This is a genomic window from Streptomyces huasconensis (assembly GCF_021028635.1).
Taxonomy (GTDB): Bacteria; Actinomycetota; Actinomycetes; order Streptomycetales; family Streptomycetaceae; genus Streptomyces; species Streptomyces huasconensis.
This window is the reverse complement of the sequence record NZ_CP086119.1, coordinates 3,123,965-3,141,433: the sequence shown is the minus strand read 5'-3', so window position 1 is coordinate 3,141,433 and position 17,469 is coordinate 3,123,965. Positions and strand designations below refer to the sequence as shown.

Annotated in this window: 12 protein-coding genes; 6 read left to right on the top strand and 6 right to left on the bottom strand. The window is 72.7% G+C overall.

Annotated features, from left to right (window positions below; translation table 11 throughout):
- Nucleotides 1–15: 15 nt before the first annotated feature.
- From J2N69_RS14095 to J2N69_RS14085, 3 genes are all read right to left on the bottom strand, one after another.
- Nucleotides 16–1,767, bottom strand: a complete 1,752-nt coding sequence (locus J2N69_RS14095) for an LCP family protein (protein ID WP_230901059.1) — start codon at nucleotides 1,765–1,767, stop codon at nucleotides 16–18.
- Between the two features lie 226 nt (nucleotides 1,768–1,993).
- On the bottom strand, nucleotides 1,994–3,241 hold the full coding sequence (locus J2N69_RS14090) for an LCP family protein (RefSeq protein ID WP_230901058.1): 1,248 nt from the start codon (nucleotides 3,239–3,241) through the stop codon (nucleotides 1,994–1,996).
- A gap of 424 nt (nucleotides 3,242–3,665) precedes the next feature.
- Entirely contained in the window at nucleotides 3,666–4,418 is a 753-nt protein-coding gene (locus tag J2N69_RS14085) for a TIGR03089 family protein (RefSeq protein ID WP_230901057.1), read from the bottom strand.
- A gap of 120 nt (nucleotides 4,419–4,538) precedes the next feature.
- Here J2N69_RS14085 and J2N69_RS14080 point away from each other — a divergent pair, with 120 nt between their 5' ends.
- The 3 genes from J2N69_RS14080 to J2N69_RS14070 all read left to right on the top strand — a co-directional run bounded on the left by J2N69_RS14080 (nucleotide 4,539) and on the right by J2N69_RS14070 (nucleotide 8,165).
- On the top strand, nucleotides 4,539–5,942 hold the full coding sequence (locus tag J2N69_RS14080) for a peptidoglycan recognition protein family protein (protein WP_230901056.1): 1,404 nt from the start codon (nucleotides 4,539–4,541) through the stop codon (nucleotides 5,940–5,942).
- A 105-nt stretch (nucleotides 5,943–6,047) separates the two neighbouring features.
- On the top strand, nucleotides 6,048–7,130 hold the full coding sequence (gene manB, locus J2N69_RS14075; RefSeq protein WP_230901055.1) for a mannose-1-phosphate guanylyltransferase: 1,083 nt from the start codon (nucleotides 6,048–6,050) through the stop codon (nucleotides 7,128–7,130).
- Nucleotides 7,131–7,169: 39 nt separating this feature from the next.
- Complete coding sequence (locus J2N69_RS14070) at nucleotides 7,170–8,165, top strand: DNA-3-methyladenine glycosylase family protein (protein WP_230901054.1); 996 nt, start codon at nucleotides 7,170–7,172, stop codon at nucleotides 8,163–8,165.
- Nucleotides 8,166–8,343: 178 nt separating this feature from the next.
- On the opposite strand, the gene J2N69_RS14065 is transcribed toward J2N69_RS14070, so the two are convergent.
- From J2N69_RS14065 to J2N69_RS14055, 3 genes are read right to left on the bottom strand one after another with little or no spacing between them, the layout of a single operon-like run.
- Nucleotides 8,344–9,666 (bottom strand): coenzyme F420-0:L-glutamate ligase, encoded by a 1,323-nt coding sequence (locus J2N69_RS14065; RefSeq protein WP_230901053.1) that lies wholly within the window; start codon nucleotides 9,664–9,666, stop codon nucleotides 8,344–8,346.
- Nucleotides 9,663–10,619, bottom strand: coding sequence for a 2-phospho-L-lactate transferase (gene cofD, locus J2N69_RS14060; protein ID WP_230901052.1), 957 nt, complete (start codon nucleotides 10,617–10,619; stop codon nucleotides 9,663–9,665). Before cofD ends, J2N69_RS14065 begins: the two co-directional genes overlap by 4 nt.
- 33 nt (nucleotides 10,620–10,652) lie before the next feature.
- Entirely contained in the window at nucleotides 10,653–11,168 is a 516-nt protein-coding gene (locus tag J2N69_RS14055) for a cysteine dioxygenase (RefSeq protein WP_127912067.1), read from the bottom strand.
- 593 nt (nucleotides 11,169–11,761) lie between these two features.
- On the opposite strand from J2N69_RS14055, the gene J2N69_RS14050 reads away from it, so the two are divergent.
- The 3 genes from J2N69_RS14050 (at nucleotide 11,762) to J2N69_RS14040 (ending at nucleotide 17,448) form a co-directional block, all read left to right on the top strand.
- Entirely contained in the window at nucleotides 11,762–12,025 is a 264-nt protein-coding gene (locus tag J2N69_RS14050; RefSeq protein ID WP_016642094.1) for a WhiB family transcriptional regulator, read from the top strand.
- A gap of 234 nt (nucleotides 12,026–12,259) precedes the next feature.
- On the top strand, nucleotides 12,260–15,952 hold the full coding sequence (locus J2N69_RS14045; RefSeq protein ID WP_230901051.1) for a glycosyltransferase family 2 protein: 3,693 nt from the start codon (nucleotides 12,260–12,262) through the stop codon (nucleotides 15,950–15,952).
- Nucleotides 15,949–17,448 carry a DUF5719 family protein gene (locus tag J2N69_RS14040; RefSeq protein WP_230901050.1) on the top strand — a complete coding sequence of 500 codons (1,500 nt, stop codon included), beginning with the start codon at nucleotides 15,949–15,951 and terminating at the stop codon, nucleotides 17,446–17,448. Before J2N69_RS14045 ends, J2N69_RS14040 begins: the two co-directional genes overlap by 4 nt.
- The last annotated feature ends 21 nt before the right edge of the window (nucleotides 17,449–17,469 follow it).

The window sequence follows — 17,469 nt, the reverse complement described above, 5'->3', positions numbered from 1 at the left end:
GTCACTCGGCAGACGTCACTTGGCACACACGGTCTTGTCGGCCTCGACCTTCTGGATGCCCTCCGGCGCCTTCTTCGGCGGGGCGATGGGCACCCCCGCGCCCGCGAAGTCGCCGCCGAGCGTCAGCTTCATGGCGGGGAGCCCCTGGGCGTTCTCCTCGCTCTTGCCCGGCTTCAGGGCGGCGGCGGGCAGCCCCATGATGGCGGCGAGCCGACGGGCCTGGGCCGCCTGGTCGGGGCCGTACTCCAGGGTCGTCTTCTTGATGACCGCGGGCGCGTTCCCCTGCTGGCTGGACTTGAGCACGCCCTCGTTGTTCTGCAGCCACGTGAGAGTCGCCTGAGCGGCACCGGTCTTGCCGCTGCCGTTGAAGATGTCGACCCGCACGTCGGAGGGGTCGGCCTTGGGGCCCTTGAGGCGGGCGGCCACCGCGGCCTTCTCCTTCTTCTCCTTCTTCTTCACCTCGGTCAGCGACTGGTCGGCCCGCATCATCGCGAAGAGCGGGTCGGCCTTGGCCGGGTTGAGCACGACCGTGGTGTGGACCTTCTCGTTCGGGTTGTCGACGACCGGCACGGTGGCGAAGGTCAGGTTCTTCATGTCGAGCTTGCCGAGCTCCATGCCGAGGTCGCGCAGCTTCATGATGTCCGCGATCGTGGAGTCGACGGCGAGGGCCTTCGTGCCGGCCTCGGCCAGCTTGAACATCTTCTTCGGGTTGGTGAGCGTGTCGCTCGACTTCAGCTTGCGCATGAGCGAGCTGAGGAACTGCTGCTGCAGCTCGATGCGGCTCAGGTCGCCGCCGTTGCCCACGGCATGCCGGGTCCGCACGAACGCGAGCGCCTTCTCGCCCGCGAGCGTGTGTTCGCCCTTGGGCAGCTTCAGATGCGACTTGGGGTCGTCGATGTCCTTGGCGAGACAGATGTCCACGCCGCCGACGGCGCTGGAGAGCGTCTTGACCGCGTTGAAGTCGGCCACCATGAAGTGGTCGAGTTTTATCCCCGTGATCTTCGTGACCGTACGCATCGTGCAGCTCGGCGTGCGCTCGTTCTGGCCGAGGCTCTCGTTGAACCGGGCGTTCTTCGTGCCCTGGATGACCTTCGTGCTGCCGTCCTCCATCGTGGTCGGGCAGTCCGGAATGTCCGTGATCATGTCGCGCGGGATGCTCAGCGCGGTCGCGTTCGTACGGTCCTTGGAGACGTGCAGCAGGATCGTGGTGTCCGCGTGGCCGGCGCTGCCCTCGTCGCCGTAGCCCTTGTTGCCGTCACCGCTGCGCTTGTCGGTGCCGACCACCAGGATGTTGATGGCCCGGTCCTTGCTGAAGCCGCCGGTGCCCGCGCCGTCGTCGTTGATCGACGTGATGTTGTCGTTGAGGTGCTGGTAGTACAGGTAACCGCCGACGCAGCCCGTGACGAGCAGGAACGCCAGGGTGCCGCCGGTCCACACCATGACCTTCTTGCCCGCGGACTTCTTCGGCTTCTGCTTGCGCCTGCCGCTGGGGGCCGGTTCCGGCTCCTTGACCCGGCGCCTGCGCTGGCCCGGCACCTCGCGGCGCTCGTCGCGCTCGCCCGGACGCGGGCGCTGGCGGTCGCGCCCCGGCGTGGAGCGGCCGCGGCCCCCCTGGCGGGACGCGGCTCGGCGCGGCCCGGGGACCGTCGAGGGTCCTTGCCCTGTGGAGGGGCTCAGTCGCAGCTCGTAATCACCGGTGTCCGGGTTGAGCACCCACTGGTCTGCGGGGTCGATGTTCTCCGCCCGCCCACGGCCTTGCGCGTCCACGGTTGTTTGCGTCCTCCGTCGGGGCCACGCGGCGCCTCATCCCCCTCAAGAAGGCGCTCGGTCAGTCGTTCCAGCGGTGCGCGGCCGAGAGGGCCCGGCGCACCGGATCGCTCACACTATCCGCCCAGTTCAGCGCCGGACGACGCCGGTGACAAATTCCACTCCCCTACAACTGGGCAATCCACCCAATTTCTCAGGGCGCGGTCGGTTTCCTTTGGGGATCGTTTTACTCGCAGGGTGCTCCGGCCGCCGTGTTGCCCCGGAATGTCGGCGCGGGAGACGGCGTATGTGAAGGATCGCCGGGCTTCGCGTCACTGTCCGAATGGCCCGGATTCACCCGGTGCGCCTGTTCCTGGCCGGGCGGTGATTCCCGGGGGCTCGCGGGCCGCTCGGGGACCACCGCGACCGGGCTGTCGGTGCGCAGCCGCGTGAAGAGCTGCTCCGCCGCCGGCTCGACCAGCTGGTCGCGGTTGACGTCGTACGTGTACGACTGTCGCGGGACGGTGAGGAACTGCACCCGTTCCGTGGGGATGTTGCGCATGCCGCGCACCAGTTCGTACAGGCCGCGCAGGCTGGCGAGCGCGGGGTCGGTGGTCAGCGACGACGTGGCCGCGTCGAGCACGGGATACAGCTTCGACGGGTTCAGGAGGACGTCATTGCTCTGCACCTTGTTGACGAGCGCGCCCAGGAACCGCTGCTGGCGGTCCATCCGCTCGGTGTCGCTGCCGTTGCCGAGGCTCTTGCGGGCGCGCACGTACCCCAGCGCCTGTTCGCCGTCGAGGGTCTGCAGCCCCGGGGCGAGCCGCACATGCGCGTCATCGTCGTCGATCGGGGCTTTCAGGCAGACCTCCACCCCGTCCACCGCGTCGACCATGTCCTTGAACCCCGCGAAGTCCACGACCATGTGGTGATCGACGCGGATTCTCGTGAGCTTCTCGACGGTACGGATCGTGCAGGCCGTCCCGCCCACCTCGAACGCCGAGTTGAACTGGGCGAACTGGGCCCGCGTCCGCGAGCCGTCCGGCCGTCGGCAGCCGGGGACGTCCACCATCAGGTCACGGGGGATCGACACGGCGGTCGCGCTCTGCCGGTCGGCGGCCAGGTGCAGCAGGATCGTGGTGTCCGAACGCTGGGTGCCCCGGTCCCTGCCGTACTTGCTGTTGTCGCCGGCGCGGGTGTCGGAGCCGATCAGCAGGATGTTCTGCGCGTCGTGCACCAGCGGCGTCGGCCGCTCCCTCTCGTAGCGGGCGAGTTCGGCGGCGGCGTCGGTGTCCTTCGTGATGTTGCCGTTGAGCTTCTGGTACGCCGCCCATCCCGCACCGCCCGCCCCGAGCACCAGCACGGCGGTCCCGAGCGCCACACCGCGCAGCCAGCGGCGCCGCCGGCGCACCACGCCCTCCCCGGTGGGGCTCGCCCCCGTCCCGGGTCCGTACGTGGCCTTGGGCTCCCATGCCGCGCCCGCGGTGTCGGTCACGTGTACGTCCACCCCTCACGGCTGCGTCGGTGCGTGCTGCGTCCCTTACGACCATGGCCCGCCACACCGCCAAGGGCCTCTGGGTCGGCGGCCCAGGTAGGCCGAACGGGTGATCGGCAACACCACCCCACCGCCCCGAAGGGCGCGGGGAACTGCGCGCTCAACCCCCACGGACGTTCACCCGAAAACGGGTTCACACCGCACGGCCCCACTGCGTGCCTCCGACCAGGGGTCAGCCGCCCCGAAGGGGCGCGGGGAACTGCGCGCTCGACCCCCACAAACCGGCAGCCGAAAACGGGATTGGCGGCCGCACGGCCCCACTGCGTGCCTCCGACCAGGGGTCAGCCGCCCCGAAGGGGCGCGGGGAACTGCGCGCTCGACCCCCACAAACCGGCAGCCGAACACGCACCCCCCGGCCGTCACCTCACCGGACGGTGACCGTCACCCGCTCATCCAAGACCCGCTTCTCCAGCCCACCCTCCGCCAGCTGATCAAGGTGCCGGCACAACACCACCGACCCACCCGCCGCAAGCCCCGCGTACAACCCGGCACTGAGCCCTTCCCACGTCCCGTACGACAACCCGGACAGCACCCGGGAGCCGGCCGTGACGCCGAGCCGCTCGGCGTCAGCCCGCGCCCGCTCCACCACCCCCGCCCCGCTCAGCTCCGCCCCACCGACCGCGAGCGCGGGCTCGTCCGGGTCGACGGGAGCGTAGGGAGCGAACCGGTCGCCCTGGCTCGGCACCTCCACCGCGTAATCGGCGAAGCCCACCGGCGGCTGCGGAAAACGCCCGCCGAGCGGCCGCAGCGCCAGCGCGACCCGCTCCCCGGCACAGGCACGCGCGGCGTCCAGCGTGTCCGGCCCGCTGACGACGAGATCCGCCGCAGCGGGGTCACCGCCCACGTCCGCGAGCACGCCCACCGACGAACAGGCGAGCAGCCACACAGCCGTCTGCCAGTGCGCGGGCAGCAACAGCACGGCCCGGTCACCGGGTTCGGCGGCGAGGTCGCCCTGCAGCAGATTGGCGGTCTTGGCCACCCAATTGGCGAAGGTGGCGACGGACAATTCCACGCGCTCACCCGTGGCGTCGTCGTAGAAGGTGACCAGAGGGCGGCCGGGGTCCGAGGCGAGCGCGGATCGCAGCAGGTCGGCAGGGGTGCGGTCGTTGACGTTCACGGGCGCAAGGGTACGCGGGCACCCGCACGGTGCCCGGCGTGGCGGGGGAGGGCGGACCACCGGTTCGGCCGCTCAAAGGCGACGGTCCGTCAATTCCCCGATGGACAGATATGTTCCGGTATGCCGACGATCAGACGTATGCGTGGATTCCTTGCTTCCTCGATCGGCGTCACCTGCGCGGCCGTCCTGGCCCTGCCCCTCGCCCTGCCGTCATCCGGCGCCCGGGCCGCGACCTCCGCCGCCCCGCCACCCGCGGCGCCGCCCGCCGCCCCGCCCGCTGCCGAGGGCATCCCCGGCAGCACCCAGTCACTGCCCCTCGCCCCGCTCGCCACCGACCGCTCGTCCGGCCCGAACGAGCGCGAGCAGGGCCTGACCCGACGGGACGTCCGCCCCTTCGCCCTGGTGGGGGTGGTCTGGGACGACCCGTCCGACGAACTGCACGGCACCGTCCAGGTCCGCACCCGGGCCAGCGGCACCACCACCTGGTCCGGCTGGCAGAGCGTGGAGACGCACAACCACGAACACGCGGCCGACCCGGAGACCCTGGAGCGCGGCACCGGCAAGGTCCGCGGCGCCACCGCCCCCCTGTGGGTCGGCGACTCCGACGGCGTGGAGGTCCGCGTACGGGCGGAGTCCGAGCGCCGCGGCGACCGGGACCGAGCCGGCGGCCTGCTCCCCGAGGGCCTGCGCCTCGAACTGGTCGACCCCGGCGACGAGCCGCCGCCACGCGGCGGCCAGACCGAAGCGCCGCGCCTGACCCCCGCGATGACCGCCGAGTCGGAGGCCGTCGCGGCCGTCAACGCGGACCTCGCCCCGATGGAGGCCGACGCGATCCCGGAGCTGACGAAGCAGCAGACGGAGGACGAACTGCTCGCCGCCCGCGGCGACCCCGCGGCCGCGGCCGGCCAGGCACGGCCCTACATCGGCCCGCGCCCGCGCATCATCACGCGCAAGGGCTGGGGCGCGGACGAGCGGATTCGCGAGAAGGACTTCGCGTACACGCAGACGGTGAAGGCCGCCTTCGTCCACCACAGCGCCTCCGGCAACAATTACCGCTGCTCACAGGCCGGGTCCGTACTCCGCAGCATCTACCGGTACCACGTCAAGAGCAGCGGCTGGCGCGACTTCGGCTACAACTTCGCGATCGACAAGTGCGGAAACATCTACGAAGGACGTGCCGGAGGTGTGGCCAAGCCGGTCCTCGGGGCCCACACTCTCGGTTTCAACGCGAACAGCACAGGCATCGCCGTCCTCGGCACGTACAGCACCGCCACACCGCCGAAGGCGGCCGTGACCGCGATCGCCCGGCTGGCCGCGTGGAAGCTCGGCCTGCACGGCGCCGACCCCAGCGGCACCACCCACTTGCAGTCCGGCGGCGGCAACCTGTACAAGAAAGGCACGAACGTCAGACTTAGGGTGATCTCAGGGCACCGCGACGGATACGCCACGGAATGTCCGGGCAAGCAACTGTACGCAAAGCTCGGCACGGCCCGGTCCTCCGCGGCCCGCTACCAGGGGCGCTGAAGCCCGGTCGCACTGCACGACCTGCACGACCTGCAAACCCGTCTGCATACACTGGCCGGCCGAAACTCACGTTCGGCCGGCCCCAGCAGGAAGCAGAGACGACAGGTGACAGAAGCGATCCTCCTGGTCGGCGGCAAAGGAACCCGGCTGCGGCCGCTCACGGTCCACACCCCCAAGCCGATGGTCCCGGCGGCGGGCGTCCCGTTCCTCACCCACCAGCTGGCGCGGGCCCGCGCGGCGGGCGTGGAGCACATCGTCCTCGCCACCTCCTACCTCGCGGAGGTCTTCGAGCCGTACTTCGGCGACGGCTCCGCGCTCGGCCTCCACATCGAGTACGTCACCGAGACCGAGCCCCTGGGCACGGGCGGCGCCATCCGCAACGTGGCGTCCCGCCTGCGCTCGGCACCCGACGACCCGGTCCTGATCTTCAACGGCGACATCCTCACCGGCCTCGACATCCGGGCCCTGGTCGACACGCACGAGACCTCCGGCGCCGACGTCTCCCTGCATCTGACCCGGGTCGCGGACCCCAGGGCGTACGGCCTGGTCCCGACCGACCCGACCGGCCGCGTCACCGCCTTCCTGGAGAAGCCGCAGACCCCGGAGGAGATCGTCACCGACCAGATCAACGCGGGCGCGTACGTCTTCCGCCGCTCGGTCATCGACACGATCCCGGCGGGCCGCCCGGTCTCCGTCGAACGCGAGACGTTCCCCGGCCTCCTCTCCTCGGGCGCCCACCTCCAGGGCATGGTCGACTCCACGTACTGGCTGGACCTCGGCACGCCCCAGGCGTTCGTCCGCGGCTCGGCGGACCTCGTCCTCGGCCGCGCGCCCTCCCCGGCCGTGCCCGGGCGCCGCGGTGAGAGCCTCGTCCTGCCCACCGCCCGCGTCGCCCCGGACGCCAAGCTCACCGCCGGCACAGTCGTCGGCGAGGACGCGGAGGTCGGCGAGGGCGCGCGGATCTCCGGCAGCGCGATCCTGTCCGGCGCGGTCATCGAACCGGGCGCGGTGATCACCGACTCCCTCGTCGGCGCGGCCGCCCGCGTCGGGGCGCGCACGGCGCTGAGCGGCGCGGTGGTCGGCGACGGGGCGAGTGTCGGCGCCGACAACGAACTGCGTGACGGCGTACGCGTCTGGTGCGGCGCCACGCTCCCGGCGGGCGCGGTCCGCTTCTCCTCCGACCAGTAGCGCCCCCGGCGAGGGCGGGCGTCGCCTACCCTCATACACGTGTCGTCCCGTTTCGCCCCGCGCCCCACCCGCACCACCGTGCGCGGCGGCGAGACGGCCGTGCCGTCAGGCGTCCCCCGCCAGAGCGCGGCGCCGCTGACCCGCTCCTGGAAGCCGCCGTTCCCCCTGGACCTGGGCGTGACCCTGGGGGTCCTGCGGCGCGGTCCCGGCGACCCCACCTTCCACATCACCCCGGACGGCTCGGTCTGGCGCGCCAGCCGTACGCCCGAGGGCCCCGGCACCCTGCGCGTGGCGCTCCGCGCGGGCACGGTCGAGGCGGAGGCCTGGGGCCCCGGCGCCCGCTGGTTCCTCGACCGCCTCCCGACCCTGCTCGGCGCGTCGGACGACCCCTCCGCCTTCGAGCCCCGCCACCGCCTGATCGCCGCGACGGCCCGCCGCCGGCCCGGCCTGCGCCTTGCGCGCACGGAACTGATCCTCGAATCCCTGATCCCCTCCATCCTGGAGCAGAAGATCACCGCGGACGAGGCCTACCGCGCCTGGCGCCTCCTGGTCCGCGGCCACGGCGAGCCGGCTCCCGGCCCCACCCCTCGCATGTACGTGATGCCGGACCCGCGCACCTGGTCCCTGATCCCCTCGTGGGAGTGGCACAAGGCGGGCGTCGACAACAAGCGGGCGTCGACGATCCTGCGCGCGGTGAAGGTGGCCCGGCGCATGGAGGAGGCGGCCACGATGGAGCCGCTCCAGGCCCAGGCCCGCCTGGAGCTGATCCCCGGCATCGGCCCCTGGACCTCGGCCGAGACCGTCCAGCGCAGCAACGGCGCCCCGGACGCGGTCACGGTCGGCGACCTCCACCTCCCGGGCATCGTCGGTCACGCCCTGGCCGACGACCGCGACGCGGACGACGAAACGATGCTGAGCCTCCTGACCCCCTACAGGGGCCAACGCCACCGAGCAACCCGCCTCATCCTCCTGAGCGGCCACACCCCACCCCGCAGAGCCCCCCGCATGCGCAAAACAGACATCGCCCTACTCTGACGAGCCCCGCCCCACCAGGGGCGCGGGGAACTGCGCGAGCACCCCCCACGAACCCGCACACTCCCACGGACAGGAGCGCCCCGTCAGGGGCGCGGGGAACTGCGCGCCCAGCCACCCCCCACCGGCACCCGAAAAAACAGCCCCCCGGCAGCCCCCACCAAGGCCCCCGCCCACCCCCTCACCGCACAGCGATAAAACCACCCACATCCCGCCCACCCCGAGCGGGAGGCTCCCCCGCCGGGTGCCCCACAGCCACCGCCCCCATCGGCTCCCACGCCCCCGGCAACGCAAGCACGTCCCGCACGACATCCCGGCAGAACATCGTCGACGAAACCCACGCCGACCCCAGCCGCTCCCCGGCCAACGCCACCAGGAAATTCTGCACACCGGCCCCGGCCGCGACCACGAACATGTCCCGCTCGGCCCCGTCCCGCCGCGCGTCCCCGTACGTATGGGAGCCGTCCATCACCATGCACGGCACGACCAGAAGCGGCGCCTTGCGCAGCACATCCCCGCGCCGCACCCGCTTGGCGATGGACTCCTCGGACTTCCCGTCCCGCCGCAGATCCGCGATCCACGCGTCCCGCATCGCGTCCAGCAGCTCCGCCCGCGCCGCCGCGGACTCCAGCAGCACGAACCGCCACGGCGTCGTGTGATGCGGCGCCGGCGCGGTGACCGCCGCGGCGACGGCGCGCCGCACGGCCCCGGGGTCGACCTCCTCGTCGGTGAACTCCCGCACGGTCCGCCGCAGCGCCACCGCTTCCCGCACCGCTTCGGACGTCCCGAGCCGGAACATGTCGTCCCGCGCCTCACGCACGAGGGCCCGCGCCCCGGAGTCGGAGCCGGAACCCCCGGCCACCACATGCCCGAGCCCCCGCACCACGGCCACCGGCAGCCCCGCGGCCTTGCCCTTGACGAGATCCCCCGCGGCGGCCAGCTCATCGCCGGTGGCCACCACGGTCGCGCTCAGCGGATTGCCGTACGCGTCCACGCCGCCCCGCAGATCATCGAGCACCCGCACCCCCGCCGCCCCGATGGCGACATCGGTGAGCCCGGCCCGCCAGGGCCGCCCGAACGTGTCGGTGACGATGACGCCGACCTCGACGCCCAACGCGTCCCGCACCCCGTCCCGCACGGCGCGAGCCGACGCGTCGGGGTCCTCGGGCAGCAACAACACCGTCCCCGAAGGCGTGTTCGACGCGTCGACACCGGCCGCGGCCATCACGAGCCCCTGCCGGTTCTCCACGATCCGCAGGGCCCCGCGCCGCGCCACGACCCGTACGGTCTCGGCGTCGATGGCCGCCTCGCGGTCGTCCGCCCGGACGATCCGCCCCTCGGCCTTGCTGACGATCTTGGAGGTGACGATCAGGACGTCACCGTCGGCGAGTCCTGGCTCGGCGGCGGCGATCAGCTTGGCGAGGTCGTCGCCCTCCCGGACCTCGGGCAGCCCGGGCACGGCCCACACCCGGAAAGACGGGCCCGCCCCGTCCGGCGGGGTCACGCCCGTACCTCCGAGGCGAGCGCGAGGGCCTCCCGCGCCATCTGTGCCGCCGCGTCGATGTCGGTCATCATCAGCGGGATGGCCCGGCACCGGATTCCGGCGCTCTCCACCCGCTCCACCACGCCCGCGTCGACGCTGTCGACCAGCCACCCGTCGAGCAGACCGCTGCCGTAGTGCTCGGCGACGGCGGCGGCGTCGGTCTCCACGCCGACGGCGGCCAGCACCTTGTCGGCCATGCCCCGCACGGGCGCGTCGCCGACGATGGGGGAGAGGCCGACGACCGGTACGCCCGCGTCGGCGATGGCCTCGCGGATGCCGGGCACGGCAAGGATGGTCCCCACGCTCACCACCGGGTTCGACGGCGGGAAGAGCACGACGTCGGCCTCCGCGATGGCCTCCAGCACGCCCGGCGCGGGCTTGGCCTGCTCGGCGCCGACCGGCACGATCGCGTGCGCGTCCACCGAGGCGCGCAGCCGCACCCAGTACTCCTGGAAGTGCACGGCCTTTCGCTCGCCGTCGATCGTGACGGCGACATGCGTCTCGACGCGGTCGTCGGACATGGGGATGAGCCGCACGCCGGGCTGCCACCGCTCGCAGAGCGCCTGCGTGACGGCGCTGAGCGGATACCCGGCGCCCAGCATCTGCGTCCGCACGATGTGCGTCGCGAAGTCGCGGTCGCCGAGCCCGAACCACTCGGGCCCGACGCCGTAGGCCGCCAGCTCTTCCTTGACCTTGAACGTCTCGTCCGAACGTCCCCAGCCCTGCTCCTCGTTGATGCCGCCGCCGAGCGTGTACATCACGGTGTCCAGGTCGGGGCAGACCTTCAGCCCGAACAGGTGGATGTCGTCACCGGTGTTGCCGATGACCGTGATGTCCGCGTCGGGCGCGGCCTTCTTGAGCCCGCGGAGAAAACGGGCGCCGCCGATGCCACCGGCCAGAACCACAATGCGCATGCGCCCAGCATGTCAGGCGGGTACGACAGTCCGTCAGGCGGTCACGACATCCTCCGCGACGCCACCGGTGTCGCGGGCGGCGCACTGGGCCGCGTGCATCGGCATCTCGGTCAGGCCCGGGTAGTAGATGTGCAGGCTGACGGCCGGTTCGAGGGAGTCGTTGACGACTTCGTGGACGTAACCCGGCGCGAAGACGCGCTGCGCGCCCGCTTCGAGCGCCCGCGTGCCCCGCTGGGTGCGCTCCGTCAACTCGCCCTCCAGGAGGGTGAGTACGCCGGAGGAGGGCCCGTGGTCGTGCAGGCCGCTGCCCTGCCCGGGCACCCAGGAGAGCAGCCAGACCTCGTAGCCGGGCCCGGTGCGCAGGCGGTGGTACCAGCGGCTGGTGGCGTCGTATTCGACGAGGTGTTCCCACTGGGAGCGGTCGGCGGCGATGGTGCGGGCCAGGCCGACGAACTCGGCCACCGTGGCGGGGTGCTCGCGGGCGGGCTGCAGGAGGTGCGGGACCTCGAGGATGTCGCCGGCGATCTGGAGGTCGCTGTCGCTGTTCATCGTGCGGTGGTTCCTCAACGTAAGAGAGCTGGGGTGTCGCGAAGGATGGGTGAAGCGTGGAGAAGACAGGGGCGCCGCAGGGTCGTGCGGAGGGAGGCGACGCGGGAAAGCGGCTCGACAGCTGGATGAACTCAACAGCTGGAGCAGGAACAGCAACAGCGCGCGTGGGCAGCACCGATGGACCCGCTGGTGCGGGTCATCGAAAGAGCCAGGTGCGCGAGCATGCCCACCAGGACACCCTCTTACACCTGTGCTGTCAACTCTATGTCCGAAATGTGGGATGTGTTTCACCTCATCCGGTTGTTCGGATAGGTGAAAGGTTTGTGCAGCGGGTGCACGGGACACATGGCGCAGCAACCGGCTGCCAAACCTCGCCGTCCTCATCAGTGAGACCGGGTCGCCGACGGGGTAGTGGTTTATCCCGATTTGAACACTTTCCGCATAGCCTTGGTTCCGCAGAGTGAATAAGGGGCCCAATAGCAGATCTCGGCTTGACTGGCCCGGATCGGCGCACTTGTAATTTCACTCGTGTCGTTCAGCCGAAATCGGTAACGGCAGCACCACGGGGACGCACAGACAGACGAGGGGCGCAGATGACCGAGCTGGTTCAGGAACTGCTGGTCGAGGACGCGGACGAGGAACTCGGCTGGCAGGAGCGCGCGCTGTGCGCCCAGACCGACCCCGAGTCCTTCTTCCCTGAGAAGGGCGGCTCCACCCGCGAGGCCAAGAAGGTCTGTCTCGCCTGTGAAGTCAGATCGGAATGCCTTGAATACGCACTCGCCAACGACGAACGCTTCGGTATCTGGGGCGGTCTGTCGGAGCGTGAGCGCCGCCGGCTGAAGAAGGCCGCGGTGTGACCGGAGAAGTCCGCGGTGTGACCGGACGCGCTCGCGCGCCGGAGCCGTCCCGCCAATTCGGCACACATCTCCCGCAACCGCTGCGCAACGAACGGCCCGTCGCCCGTGGGTTATCCACAGGCGGCGGGCCGTCCTGGTGCCAGCCGTTAGTGTGGGGCCCCGTCCGATACGCCCCGGCGCCCCCGCAGGGCGCAGGCGTCCACCGCAGTCCATCGAACCGGGGCCCGTACCTCGATGTCCGTGCACAGCCATCCGGCAGCCCATCACGACGCTGCCGCCGGGTTCGACCCGACCCGCCCTCCTGAGTTCCCGCGGCACGTCGTGACTGCCGTCCTCGTCTCCCACGACGGCGCCCGCTGGCTGCCCGACGCCCTGGCCGGGCTGCTCGGCCAGGAGCGCCCCGTGCAGCAGGCCGTGGCCGCCGACACCGGCAGCGCGGACGACTCCGCCCGGCTGGTCACCGAGGCCCTCGGCGCCGACCGCGTGCTGCACCTCGCCCGGCGCTCCGGCTTCGGCACCGCCGTCGACGAGGCGGTCCGCAGCGCCAAGGTGCTCACCCCCGAGGAGCTGCCGTACCTGAAGCGCCCCAGCGGCTGGGACCCGGTGAGCCGCACCTGGCGCGACGAGGCGTACGACATGCCGGACCTGCCGCACGGCGAGCCCGTGCAGTGGCTCTGGCTGCTCCACGACGACTGCGCACCCGAGCCCGAAGCCCTCGCCGAACTGCTGCGCGCCGTGGAGAACGAACACGAGCTGGGCAAGGACGTCGCCGTCGTCGGCCCCAAGCTCCGCGGCTGGTACGACCGCAGGCAGCTGCTGGAAGTCGGCGTCTCCATCGCCAACAGCGGCCGCCGCTGGACCGGCCTCGACCGCCGCGAACAGGACCAGGGCCAGCACGACCACGTGCGCCCCGTCCTCTCCGTCTCCACCGCCGGCATGCTGATCCGCCGCGACGTCTACGAACAACTCGGCGGCTTCGACCGCTTCCTGCCGCTGATGCGCGACGACGTCGACCTGTGCTGGCGCGCGAACGCCGCGGGACACCGCGTCCTCGTCGCCCCCGACGCCGTCGTCCGGCACGCCGAGGCGTCCTCCCGCGAGCGCCGCACCGTCGACTGCGTGGGCCGCACGGCGACGTCGCCGCACCGCGTGGACAAGGCGGGCGCCGCCTACACCCTGCTGGTCAACGCCCGCTCGGCGGTCCTGCCGTGGGTGCTCTTCCGGCTCGTCCTCGGCACGCTCCTGCGCACCCTCACGTATCTGCTCGGCAAGGCGCCCGGACAGGCGCTCGACGAGATCGCCGGTCTCCTGGTGACGCTGCTGCGACCCGGGCGGCTCCTGGCCGCACGCAAGCAGCGCGGCAAGCCGGTGCCCGACGCGGGGGAGATGCGGGCCCTGTTCCCGCCGCCCGGCGCCACCGTGCGGGCCACCGTCGAACAGGCCGCGGGCAGCCTCGTCGGCAGCTCCGACGCGGACGCCCCCGCGGGCGCCGGACGCCACGGCGCCGTCGAGTCCGGACCCGGTGGCGACGACGCCGACTTCCTGGAGATCGAGCAGTTCGCCCGCCTCAAGCGCATCGCCCGCAAACCGGGCCCGGTGCTCTTCGTCGTCCTCCTGTTCGTCTCGCTCATCGCCTGCCGCGCGCTGCTCGGCAGCGGGGCGCTCGCGGGCGGCGCGCTGCTGCCCGCCCCCGCCGACTCCTCCGGCCTCTGGGCGCGCTACCTGGACGGCTGGCACCCCGTCGGCACGGGCGGCACCCAGACCGCGCCGCCCTACCTCGCACTCGTCGCCGGACTGTCCACCCTGCTGTTCGGCTCCACCGGGCTCGCGGTCACCGTGCTGCTCGTCGGCTCCGTGCCGCTGGCCGGCTTCGCCGCGTACTTCGCCTCGCGCCCGCTCGTCACCTCGCGCCTGCTGCGCGCCTGGGTCTCCGTCGCGTACGCCTTCCTGCCCGCCGCCACCGGCGCGCTCGCGGGCGGCCGCGTCGGCACCGCCGTCCTCGCCGTCCTGCTGCCGCTCATCGCGCGCGCGGGCGTCGCCGCCGCGGGGCTGACGGCCGCCAAGGGCGCGCGCGGCACCTGGCGGGCCACGTGGGCGTACGCGCTGCTGCTGACGCTCGCCACGGCCTTCACGCCGATCGTCTGGCCGATCGCCCTGGTGCTCGGCCTCGCCCTCCTTGTGCTGCGTCTGCGCGACATCACCGCGTACGGACTGCGGTTCCTCGCGGCGCTCGGCACGCCGCTGCTCCTCCTCGCCCCCTGGTCGCTGACGCTGCTGCCCTTCGGCTTCCTCAAGGAAGCGGGACTGGAGTTCGGTCAGGGTTCCGCGAGCGCGTTCGACCTGCTCGGCGCCAGCCCCGGCGGCCCCGGCACCGTGGACGGACTGCTGCTCATCGGCATCGTCCTCGCCGCGCTCGGCGCCCTGCTGCGCGGCGAGCGGCAGCTCGCCATCCGGACCGCCTGGGCGGCCGCCCTGGTCTGTCTGGTCTTCGCCGTCGTGGCGAACGGCTCGGCGTGGGCCGGCCCCGCCACCCTCGGCTACGGCATCGCGCTCCTGGCCGCCGCCGCGCTCGGCGCCGACGGGGCACGCGCGCGTGTCGCCGAGCAGAGCTTCGGCTGGCGCCAGCCGGTGGCCGCGCTCATCGCGTTCGCCGCGGCCGCGGGACCGCTGCTCGCCGCCGCCGGATGGATGATCCGCGGCGCCGACGGCCCCCTGGAGCGGCGCGACCCGGTGCAGGTCCCCGCGTTCGTCGCGGAGGAGAGCGGCACGCAGGACCAGGCCCGCACCCTCGTCCTCGACAGCGACTCGGCGGCCCAGGTCTCCTACACGCTCGTACGGGGATCGGGCGCCCGCCTCGGTGACGCCGAACTGACCGCGGCGGCCGCCACCGACACCGGGCTCGACAAGATCGTCGCCCGGCTCGTCGCGGGCTCCGGCGCCGACCAGGCCGACCAGCTCGGCGGCTACGCCGTGCGCTACGTCCTCGTACGCGAAGGCGCCCCCCGCCAGATGAGCCGCACCCTGGACGCGACACCGGGGCTGACCCGGCTCAGCCAGGAGGACGGCAGCGCCCTGTGGCGGGTGGACCGGCAGGTCTCCCGCGCCGCCATCGTCCCGAAGACGGGCGACCCGGAGCCCGTCGCCGCGGGCCCCGTCGAGCTGCACACGAAGATCCCCTCGGGGGCGGAGGGCCGCGTGCTGCGCCTCGCCGACTCCGCGGACCCGGGCTGGACGGCGACCCTCGACGGCCGCCCGCTGTCCCGCACCACGCTCGACGGCTGGGCGCAGGGCTTCGAGCTGCCCACCACCGGCGGCCACCTGGACGTCACCTTCGAAGCGCCCATGAGCCACACCGCCTGGCTGTGGACGCAGGGCGCGCTCGCCCTCGTCCTCGTGGTGCTCGCCCTGCCCGGCCGGCGCCGCGACGTCGACGACGACCTCCCCGAGGAGCCCCTCGTCCCCGCCCAGGCGGTCGAGGGCGAGGGCCGCAGGGCGCGCAGGCTGCGGGCCCAGAGCGAGCAGGCCGCGCAGGAGGCGGACCAGGACGTGCCGCCGCCCCCCGCCGAGCAGCCCCTCGCCGCGGTCCCGCACCAGCAGACACCGTCACAGTCCTACGACGACGGACAGGCACCCGCCCGCGCGGGCGCCGAGTACGGCACGTACGGCGGCGAACAGCAGTACCAGGGCGGCCCGTACCAGGCCGGGGCCTATGAACAGCCGCAATATCAGTCGGAGCCCTACCAGAACGGCCAGTACGACCCGTACGCCTCCTACGGAGGAGCGGCCGGGGCCTACGGAGGCGACCAGCAGCAGTACGGCCACTCCTACGGAGAGGCGCCGTACGAGCAGCACCCCCCGATGCCGCCGGCGCCCCCGCGGCCGCCCCACGGCACCGACAGCGAGCGCCCCGACGGGAGCCAGCAGTGAACCGCACCACCCAGTCCCTGATCGCCGTGGTCGTCGCGCTCGGCGCCGTCACCGGGTACGCCGCGGCCGGCGCCCCCGGCGGCACGGACGGCGACGGCGCCAAGGCCGCCACGCGGCTGCCCGTGGAGCGCACCAGCCTCCTCTGCCCGGCACCCAGCGCCTCCGACCTCGCCGAGACCTCGTACACCGCCTTCACCCCGAAGACGAGCGGCTCCGAAGGCGGCGGCAAGGCGGAACTGGTGCCCGTCACCAAGCAGCTGACGGACGTGCCCCAGCACGGCGGAGCCAAGGGCAAGAAGGCCAAGCCCTTCCTGACCCAGCGCACGCCGGGCGAGGCGGTCGGCGGCGAGCAGTCGGGCGCCGAGGCCCCCGTGCTCATCGGCACCGCCGACGGCGCGCTCGCCCCCGGCTGGACCGTGCAGCAGACCACGACGTACTCCGCGGGCAGCGGCCGCGGCGCCCAGGGCACCAACTGCACCGCGCCCGACACGGACTTCTGGTTCCCGGGCACGAGCACCGCCAAGGGCCGCAGCGACTACATCCACCTGACGAACCCCGACGACTCCGCGGCCGTCGTCGACGTGGAACTCTTCGGTCCCGACGGCGAGGTCACCTCCCCGGTCGGCGAGGCGATCCAGGTCCAGCCGCACTCCAGCGTCCCGGTGCTGCTCTCCACGCTCGCCGACAAGGAGTACCCGAACCTCACGATGCACGTGACCGCGCGCAGCGGCCGGGTCGCGGCCGCCGTGCAGTCCTCCGACGAGAAGACCGGCGGCGACTGGCTGGCGGCCGCCGCCGACCCGGCGCCCGCGGCGGTCCTGCCCGGCATCCCGAAGGACGCCACGTCGGTGCGTCTGGTGGCCTTCGCGCCCGGCTCCGACGACGCCGACCTCAAGGTGCAGTTGGCCTCGCCGACCGGCACCCTCACCCCGGCCGGACACGAGAACCTCCACGTCAAGGCGGGCATGACGGCCGCCGTGGACCTCGGTGACGTCACCAAGGGCGAGGCGGGTTCCCTGCTGCTCTCGCCGACCGACAAGGCGGTGCCCGTGGTCGCGGCGCTGCGGGTCACCCGCGGCAAGGGCAGCGACAAGGAGACGGCGTTCATCCCGGCGACGGCCGCGGTCGGCACGCGCGCGACGGCCGCCGACAACCGCGCCAAGGGCTCCACGCTCTCCCTGGTGGCCCCGGAGGAGTCGGCGAAGGTGAAGGTCACGGCCTCGGCGGGCACGGAGGGCGGCACGCCGGCCACGAAGACGTACACGGTCAAGGGTGGCACGACCCTGGAGGTCGCCCGGCCACCGGTCCCGGCCGGGCTCAAAGGCGTGTACGCCCTGACCGTGGAGCCGGTGTCCGGTGGCGAGGTCTACGGATCACGGATGCTGGCCCTGCCCGAGGACGGCATCCCGATGTTCACGATCCAGACGCTGCCGGACGATCGCGGGTCGGTCCCGGTCCCGGAGGCGGAACGGGATCTGACGGTGCTCCAGAGGTAACCGGCGCGGGGGAGTGGGAGA